Annotated in this window: 10 protein-coding genes and 1 pseudogene; 5 read left to right on the plus strand and 6 right to left on the minus strand. The window is 33.8% G+C overall.

All coding sequences use genetic code 11. The annotated features are described in order from the left end of the window. Positions 1-104 precede the first annotated feature (104 nt). Together COL05_RS29560 and COL05_RS29565 are read left to right on the plus strand one after the other, a co-directional pair. Positions 105-863: a YqcI/YcgG family protein gene (locus COL05_RS29560; RefSeq protein WP_098671202.1), complete on the plus strand. Its 759-nt coding sequence runs from the start codon at positions 105-107 to the stop codon at positions 861-863. A 91-nt stretch (positions 864-954) separates the two neighbouring features. Next, the gene (locus COL05_RS29565; protein WP_098671203.1) at positions 955-1581 is read left to right on the plus strand and encodes a LysE family transporter; all 627 of its coding nucleotides are present in this window, start codon (positions 955-957) and stop codon (positions 1579-1581) included. 52 nt (positions 1582-1633) lie between these two features. Here the strand turns inward: COL05_RS29565 and COL05_RS29570 are convergent, their stop codons facing one another. The 3 genes from COL05_RS29570 to COL05_RS29580 form a co-directional block, all read right to left on the minus strand. Continuing rightward, positions 1634-2977, minus strand: coding sequence for an amino acid permease (locus tag COL05_RS29570; RefSeq protein WP_098671204.1), 1344 nt, complete (start codon positions 2975-2977; stop codon positions 1634-1636). Positions 2978-2991: 14 nt separating this feature from the next. Then, a complete protein-coding gene (locus COL05_RS31610) occupies positions 2992-3144 on the minus strand; it encodes a hypothetical protein (RefSeq protein ID WP_098671205.1) in 153 nt (50 codons plus the stop codon). A 192-nt stretch (positions 3145-3336) separates the two neighbouring features. Next, a complete protein-coding gene (locus COL05_RS29580) occupies positions 3337-3549 on the minus strand; it encodes an alpha/beta-type small acid-soluble spore protein (RefSeq protein ID WP_000069660.1) in 213 nt (70 codons plus the stop codon). A 274-nt stretch (positions 3550-3823) separates the two neighbouring features. Here COL05_RS29580 and COL05_RS29585 point away from each other — a divergent pair, with 274 nt between their 5' ends. After that, on the plus strand, positions 3824-4300 hold the full coding sequence (locus COL05_RS29585; RefSeq protein WP_098671206.1) for a YndM family protein: 477 nt from the start codon (positions 3824-3826) through the stop codon (positions 4298-4300). Positions 4301-4335: 35 nt separating this feature from the next. On the opposite strand, the gene COL05_RS29590 is transcribed toward COL05_RS29585, so the two are convergent. Beyond that, complete coding sequence (locus COL05_RS29590) at positions 4336-4851, minus strand: DUF3231 family protein (RefSeq protein ID WP_098671207.1); 516 nt, start codon at positions 4849-4851, stop codon at positions 4336-4338. 292 nt (positions 4852-5143) lie between these two features. Then, positions 5144-5356, minus strand: a complete 213-nt coding sequence (gene sasP / locus COL05_RS29595; protein ID WP_098671208.1) for a small acid-soluble spore protein, SasP family — start codon at positions 5354-5356, stop codon at positions 5144-5146. Between the two features lie 230 nt (positions 5357-5586). Here sasP and COL05_RS29600 point away from each other — a divergent pair, with 230 nt between their 5' ends. Continuing rightward, complete coding sequence (locus COL05_RS29600; protein WP_098671209.1) at positions 5587-6720, plus strand: zinc-dependent alcohol dehydrogenase; 1134 nt, start codon at positions 5587-5589, stop codon at positions 6718-6720. A 233-nt stretch (positions 6721-6953) separates the two neighbouring features. Continuing rightward, positions 6954-7808 (plus strand): manganese catalase family protein, encoded by an 855-nt coding sequence (locus tag COL05_RS29605; RefSeq protein ID WP_098671210.1) that lies wholly within the window; start codon positions 6954-6956, stop codon positions 7806-7808. Between the two features lie 235 nt (positions 7809-8043). Here COL05_RS29605 and COL05_RS29610 read toward each other — a convergent pair. Continuing rightward, positions 8044-8133, minus strand: a pseudogene (locus COL05_RS29610) (aspartate ammonia-lyase); the annotation flags it as partial.

Consider the following 8133-nt stretch of genomic DNA (forward strand, 5'->3'; position numbering starts at 1 on the left):
CCATTAAAGCGGGATAAACAGAAAAAAAGTTATTTCAACTGTGTTAGTCACCTATTCCTAAATAATTAATAGGTTATATATTATGACTTAGGAGGGATAAAAAGATGACTATACTTTATGATAAGGACTCTTTACAAAAACATATTATTAACCTTCCAAATTGGCAACAAGAAGCTTTCTGTTCTTTTAAATTAAAAATGACAGATAAAAATAAACCTTTCCCTTGTATCCCAGCTCAACACGGCTTTACAGCCAATCACCTCCGGTACGGATTCATTAGTGATCCTAGAGATACGAATACTAGCGCTGATTTTGCCACATTACTTAAAGAATATACGGAATGTTCTAGAGACACAGGGCAATACGCTTCACTTATTGTTTTTATTCATACACCAATAGATTTAATGAGAGAAACTACCGTTAAAGATTTTGAACATATTTATTGGTCTCTACTTAATACAACTAGTCGTTTGGACGAGATGGAATGGCCTACGCATATCCCAAATGATCCTATGGAAAACACTTGGGAATTTTGCTTTCATAATGAATCATATTTCGTCTACTGTGCTACACCTGCCCATGTCAATAGACAAAGTAGACATTTTTCATGTATGATGCTTGCTTTAACTCCTAGGTGGGTTTTACAGGGAATTATGAATTCTGAGAAACGCAGTAGAAAACTAAAAAACTTAATACGTCAACGTCTAGCCGCTTATGACAAAGCTCCTATTCACCCTTCTCTTAAAGATTATGGTGAAAAAGATAATTATGAATGGCAGCAATATTTTTTACGTGATGATGAAACAATTCCATCCAAGTGTCCGTTTTCTCGAATCATAAAATACTTGCATAAAAATAAGTAATCCACTCCACTTTTTATTATTTAGTTGTACAAACTTTAACCACTGAATAGATTTAATATAGATCAAATTTAGTGGGAGGAGCATATCATACGTGGGCATATTTTTAAGCTATGTTTTCTTAGGTTTATCATTATCTGCTCCAATGGGGCCTATTAATGCTGCACAGTTAGAAAAAGGTATTAGGAGTGGGTTTTTTCACGCTTGGATTCTTGGCATAGGAGCCTTACTTGCAGATGTCATCTACATGGCACTTATTTATTTAGGTGTCATTCATTTCCTCGAAAAAGATATTATAAAACTTTTCTTATGGTCTTTCGGCGCTTTTGTTTTAATCTATACAGGTATCGAAAGTTTAAAAAATGCGAATCAAATTAGCATTAGTAATATGAGAAATGATGATTCAGTTATTAAAAGCTTTTTTTCTGGTTTCTTTATGTCCTTATCTAATCCATTAACAATTCTATTTTGGCTTGGAATTTTCGGCTCTATATTAGCAAAATCCGCTTCTTCCTATAATAAAGAGCAGCTTTTGTTATATAGCTTCGGGATTATTTTAGGTATTTTTATTTGGGATATTACGATGGCAAGTACATCTAGTATATTTCGTAAAATTTTGAATGCACGCATATTGTCTCTTATAACAGTAGTATCTGGAATATCACTTATTATTTATGGATTATATTTTGGTTTTCAAACTTACCAAATCATTTTTCAATAACTTCTATTATTTTGTTCTGACATATTATTCATAGTGTGAAAAGAAAGATACTTCATATAGCTGTATTCCTTCTTCTTGAGACAAAATGAACAATTATAGTAACGATAATAACTATTCCTAAAAACAACAAGCTCACAAGGAAACCAAAACGCGTTGTTTTTTGCAATAGTGTTCCACTAACAGCTAGTGCAATCATAATAAGACCAATAATACTTTTTATCTGCATCCAACCTTTTGGATTCATTAGTCTCCAAAAGGAAAGAAGAATCAAACTCCATGTATACAACAACATTAATCCAGCTGCAGTTGTTACATATTCATATATATTTTTTGGTAGTAATAAAGCGCTAAGGATAGAAGCACCAAGCCCCATTATGATAAGAATTAAAGCTGGAAAAGAGATATTCTTCTTGTTTTTTTTCGCAAACATCGCAGGTGCATCACCCTCTTCAGCTAAGTTCATTAATACACTTGTCACCGCAAATAATGAACCAACTAACGTTGAAAAGCCCGCTAAAATTAATACTACATTTAAAATAAATGGCACATACGGTAAATTATAGTCTTGTAACGCTATTACAAAAGGACTTTCTTTCGTATTAAACTGGTTTAATGGTACCATCATAATTGCCATCCCTAAAGAGACTACGTAAATAATCGTTAAAATCATTAACATTACTCTTCCTGATTTTTGTGCATCTTTAGGGTCTTTCAGTCTTATTGTCATTAACCCCATAATTTCGATTCCTCCAAATGCATAAAATGCATAAATTAGAGAGGACCAAGTGCCTTTTAATCCATTTGGGAACCAGTCTTTAAAATTACGCGGGATTTGTGCCTTATATAAACCACCCTTTATAAATCCTAAAATAACCAAAATAGCAATCACAATGAATCCTATAATAGCCGCGATTTTTATAATAGCCATCCATTTTTCTAAACGTTCGAATATCTTTACCCCTATAAAAATAATTAATATAGCCGCTACTCCATATATAGCAGCAAATATCCATAGTGGTATTTTAGGAAACCAGTAACGTGAAAAGATTCCTAACGCACTTAACTGGCTACCCATAATAAGCAACTCCGAACACCAATATGTCCATCCGTGACTAAAACCCGCCCAATTTCCAAAAGCTTTTCTTGAATAAATGCGAAAAGATCCTTTTTGCGGATCTTCTACAGCCATTTTTGCCAATGCTTCAAATACAATATATGTAGTGAGTCCAGTTAAAATCAGAATGAGGATAATTGAAGATCCACCTATTTTAATCCCTATACTGGATCCTAAAAAGAAGCCTGTTCCTATCGTACAACCAATTCCAATAAGTGAGAGTTGCCACCATTTTAAATCTTTTTTTTCTTTCGTTTCTTTGTTAACATCATGACAGGTCATATCACGATTCTCCTTTATTTATGATGAGAATGTCCCTCATGATTACTTAAATACTTCTCAGCAAGCTTTTCAACAACACCAATAACATCATGAGCCTTTATTTTATGGTTTGCTACTCTTTCACTTCCTACAGAAATCTCAACTGTAAATAATGCTTCATATTTCATTTTTTTGCTCCTTTCGCATCAAATATAACCTCGCATCTTTTATCCTTTTATTACGCAAAAATTAATTATGTATTTAAAACCTTGCAAGTCTAAAAGTTAAACAAATAAATTCGAGTTATAGTTGTAAATCTAAAAAATGTATGGGAAAGGAGAGACGACATGCCTCTCCTCTATATCCATTTTTATATAAAATTAACGAGTAACGCCACCGCCAAGTTGTTGCTCCGCTAATGATACGAGACGTTTTGTAATTTCACCACCAACAGATCCGTTAGCACGAGCTGTTGCGTCCGCTCCAAGTTGCACTCCAAATTCTTGAGCAATTTCATATTTCATTTGATCAAGAGCTTGTTCAGCGCCACGTACTAATAATTGATTGCTACTTCCACTGTTATTGTTTGACATATTGATTCACCTCCTTCTTTCTTTAATATGTTAAATTACATGCCAAAATATATAGCTAATTAATTGGTAATTACGCCCACGAATTCGAAGGTATAATTAATGCTCTTTAAGTCCAACATAGTAGTGTATAGGAGAACGAAATACAATATACGTGCCATGGGATATTATAAATAGGCCTCCATCAGTAAATGAAACGGGTTACGCTATATAAAAGCATAACCCGTTTTCAATGAAATCTTTTATTCCATATACGTTTAAACAATGGAGGAAAATAATGAAACATATTGTTGCTTTATTAATTAAATACACAGCGATAACTGCAGTATTACTTATCGTACTCGGTATCTTTCAAGGCATTTCCATTCCTAGAGTACTACTCATTTCTCTTTTCTTAACAGGAGCTGCCTATTTAATTGGCGATCTCTTCATTTTGCCTAAATACGGAAATATGATTGCTACAATGGCAGATTTCGGCTTAACCTTCTTCGGAACTTGGCTTTTAACATCCTTATTTACTAATTTAGATGCTACTGATAATATTGGATTTTCTTCATTTATAGCCACATTAATTATTAGCGGAATAGAGGTTTTCTTCCACATTTATATGAAGAGGTTAGTACTGCGTAACGACGATGAATTAAGAAATCACAATCATATTCATCATGATAAATATGCTATGGAAATGTCAGATGAATATATGGATTCTTCTACAATAAATAAATCCAAAGTTGAGGATACATCTAAAAAATAAAAAAGTGGCCAATGCCACTTTTTTATTTTTGTTTATTAAGCTTGATCAGAGTTTTTCACATGTAATGGAGGTGGAACTACCCACCCTTTTTTCTTACTTAAACGCAGTAACGTTACACCTGCTTGCGCTTTTTTCATATGAAATTGTCCGAATAGCATCCCTACATCTTCTCGAAGACATTTTCCCATCACTTGACTACATGTCACAAGTCCAGCTGCTAATCCTGTAGAAACAGCTGCTGCTATTTCAACATCATTAATACGTGCTCCTGGAGGAATATCTTCAATAGATGCTAATGGTCGTTCTGGAGGAGCAGGCGGTAAAGCTACGCCATTAACTTTTAAAAGAGTTTTTAACTCTTCTATTTCCGAATTCATATCATTTTCAATTAAGCTTTCTAAAAATTTCTTCAAATCTTCGTCACCTGTGTGATTCATAAACACTTGATGGCTTGCAATTGCACCTTGTGCAGCTAAAAGATAACTCCAAATATCAAATACTTCTCCGTAATGTAACGGTTCATTTTGAGGATTTCCACTTAAAATACCCATTTTTAAATTCCTCCCTTTCGAAAATATCATAATAAATATTGATTTCAATATTGAAATCAAATTTTTAAGTATGCTTTTTCCTGCAAAAGATTTTCTACTATGCATGGAAAACACCTTTCCAACACTGTGTGTTTATTGTTTAGGAAAGTAGTTTACAAATCAAATACTCAAAGATTATGAAAGAAGATTATCGATAATCTTTGAGTGAGAATTCATTTACTATAAGGGTTTGTTTTTATACATATACAAAAGAAATTGATTTACATACCAGCTATATTTTATACCAATTTACTTAGCGGTTAGCTCTACCACCAAGTTGTTGTTCAGCCATTGCTACTAAACGTTTTGTAATTTCGCCACCAACAGATCCGTTTGAACGAGCTGTTGTATCTGCACCAAGTTGTACACCAAACTCTTGTGCAATTTCATATTTCATTTGATCAAGATCCTGTTCAGCGCCTCGAACTAATAATTCATTACGATTTCCACTATTATTGTTTGCCATATTATTTCACCTCCGATGTTTTTAATATGTTACAAATTATGAAATAATAATTATCCTTTTTATGGAAATTGCATTGTGAATAAATATTGAGTTTCTTCTTAAAATAGAGCAAAAGACATAAAAAAAGAAGAGTTGCTATAACATACTCTCATAACAACATTATGTATAGATTTCTATTTTGCCAAGAGATACATATAAATTATGAAAAATGATTCCTAAGGAGATATGAGATGAAAGCTGTAACCTATCAAGGGCCAAACCAAGTACAAGTGAAACAGGTGGATGATGCAAAATTAGAGAAAAAAGATGATATTATTGTAAAAATTACTTCAACCGCTATTTGCGGTTCTGATTTACATTTATATCAAGGAAACATGCCGTTACCTAAAGGGTACATTATTGGTCATGAGCCAATGGGAATTGTTGAAGAAGTTGGTCCCGATGTTACGAAAGTAAAAAAAGGAGATCGCGTTGTTATCCCCTTTAACGTTGCTTGCGGACATTGTTTTTATTGCCAACATGAAATGGAAAGCCAATGTGATAACTCCAATCCTCATTATGATTCTGGTGGATACTTTGGTTACACAGAGAAATTTGGTAACCATCCAGGCGGACAAGCAGAATATTTAAAAGTTCCTTTTGGAAATTTCACTCCATTTGTTATACCGGAATCATGCGAACTTGAAGATGAATCTTTACTGTTTTTATCCGATGTTTTGCCAACAGCCTATTGGAGTGTAATAAACGCAGGTGTTAAGCCAGGTGATACTGTTATCGTCCTTGGTTGTGGACCTGTTGGATTAATGACACAAAAATTTGCTTGGATGCAAGGTGCTAAGCGCGTAATCGCAGTCGATTACTTAGATTACCGAATGAATTATGCAAAAAAGATTAACAATGTTGAGGTATTTGAGTTTACAAAATTTCCTGATATGGGAGAACATTTAAAGGAAATCACACATGGCGGTGCCGATGTAGTCATTGATTGCGTGGGCATGGATGGAAAAAAATCACCACTAGAATTTCTAGAACAAAAATTGAAATTACAAGGTGGAACTCTCGGTCCTATTCAAATTGCTACGAAAGCTGTAAGAAAATATGGAGCGGTTCAAATGACTGGTGTTTATGGTGGCAATTATAATGCATTCCCACTCGGGGCATTTTGGGTTAGAAATATTAATCTTAAAATGGGACAAGCACCTGTTATTCATTTTATGCCAGAACTATTTGAAAAAATAACAAACAAAGAATTCGATCCAAAGGAGATTATTACACACAAAATCCCCCTTGAAGAAGCAAGCTACGGTTATCAAATTTTTAATAATCGTGAAGATGATTGTATAAAAGTCATTTTGAAACCTTGAAGATACAATTTGTTATTCTTTATGAAAAGATAAGATTGCACTCCGTAATCTTATCTTTTTTATTACATGCTAAGTAGCTATCCCCCACCTTCATCTCACATCGAAAAGAGTTATTTCAAAAGACTTTGCATTCTAAGGTAACAATTTACTGGTAAAAAAATGAATTAAAGTATTAAGCAACCAATTAACGGACACGATAACAATGTTAACTAACTTAAAAAGAGGTGTCCTTCATGTTTTATTATAAAGAGGAAATAATTAATATGATTAAGCCGGATAAACCAGATCCAGCTGCCGCAAAAGTTTTACAAGAAATATTAGGCGGACATTATGGTGAAATGCGTACAATGATGCAATATTTCTTCCAAAGCTCAAATTTTAGAGGTAAAGAGAAGCAATATCGTGATTTACTTCGAGGTGTTTTTTTAGAGGAAATAAGCCATGTAGAACTTGTACAACATACAATTAATCAGCTATTAACTGGATCTGGTGAACCTACGCCAGGAAATGCTGGTATTGATAAAGCACCGCTTGATGAAGCGGTTAAACATGCAAACCCTCACCACTTTATTGTAGGCGCTCAAAGTTCATTGCCTGTTGATGCAGCCGGAAATCCTTGGAATGGATCTTGGGTATATAGTCATGGAAACTTAATTAGCGATTTACTAGATAATGTCGTACTTGAATCTACAGGCGTACTTCAAAAGACTAGAATTTATGAAATGAGTTCTAATCAAACATTTAGAGAAACTCTTGCATTTTTAATTGTACGTGATAATGCACATCAAAATGCTTTTGCAAAAGCTTTAGAGACATTGGGGGTTGAATGGGGGAAACTCTTCCCTGTGCCGAACTATGATATTAATAAATACCCAGAGTGCAGAAAGTATGTAGACATGGGATTCCATAACGCACAATTTAATTTCAGCTTAGATCCAACAAGAATGGGAGAAATATTCCAAGGTGAATCACCAAGTAGAAACAAAGGAACATTGACAGTAACGGAACCACCAAAAGGTTTTCCTGTACCAGAGCTTCCTGAAATGCCAAATGAGCATAGTTCCGGATTAAAAGATATGGATCTTTAAGATTATTATGGCCAACTATTTATTCATGGTTGGTCATAGTTCTTAATAAAAATTCATGTAAGCTTATTGCTAATATAATAGGATGTTTTAATAAATCCTCTTTATTTAAAAGTGATGTTGATTATATTTCTGCTCCTCTTAATTTTGTTTCCATGAACCATTAGACGCCACTGTTTACTTACTGATAACATCCCTATATTGTAAACAAAGAGGAGGGGCTTGTTCCCCTCTTCTTTTAATTTTTCTTTAAAAGAGTTGCTCCTGCAATCCCAGGGTGTGTCATTTCGAACGGATCTAGAATTAACTCTAAGTCTTCTTGTGACAG

Origin of the sequence: Bacillus sp. AFS059628, assembly GCF_002571225.1 — a bacterium.
Classification (GTDB): domain Bacteria; phylum Bacillota; class Bacilli; order Bacillales; family Bacillaceae_G; genus Bacillus_A.

Coding starts and splice junctions, on each gene's coding strand:
- COL05_RS29560 (WP_098671202.1), top strand. CDS start 105: ATGACTATACTTTATGATAAGGACTCTTTACAAAAACATATTATTAAC.
- COL05_RS29570 (WP_098671204.1), bottom strand. CDS start 2,977: ATGACCTGTCATGATGTTAACAAAGAAACGAAAGAAAAAAAAGATTTA.
- COL05_RS31610 (WP_098671205.1), bottom strand. CDS start 3,144: ATGAAATATGAAGCATTATTTACAGTTGAGATTTCTGTAGGAAGTGAA.
- COL05_RS29580 (WP_000069660.1), bottom strand. CDS start 3,549: ATGTCAAACAATAACAGTGGAAGTAGCAATCAATTATTAGTACGTGGC.
- COL05_RS29585 (WP_098671206.1), top strand. CDS start 3,824: ATGAAACATATTGTTGCTTTATTAATTAAATACACAGCGATAACTGCA.
- COL05_RS29590 (WP_098671207.1), bottom strand. CDS start 4,851: ATGGGTATTTTAAGTGGAAATCCTCAAAATGAACCGTTACATTACGGA.
- sasP (WP_098671208.1), bottom strand. CDS start 5,356: ATGGCAAACAATAATAGTGGAAATCGTAATGAATTATTAGTTCGAGGC.
- COL05_RS29600 (WP_098671209.1), top strand. CDS start 5,587: ATGAAAGCTGTAACCTATCAAGGGCCAAACCAAGTACAAGTGAAACAG.
- COL05_RS29605 (WP_098671210.1), top strand. CDS start 6,954: ATGTTTTATTATAAAGAGGAAATAATTAATATGATTAAGCCGGATAAA.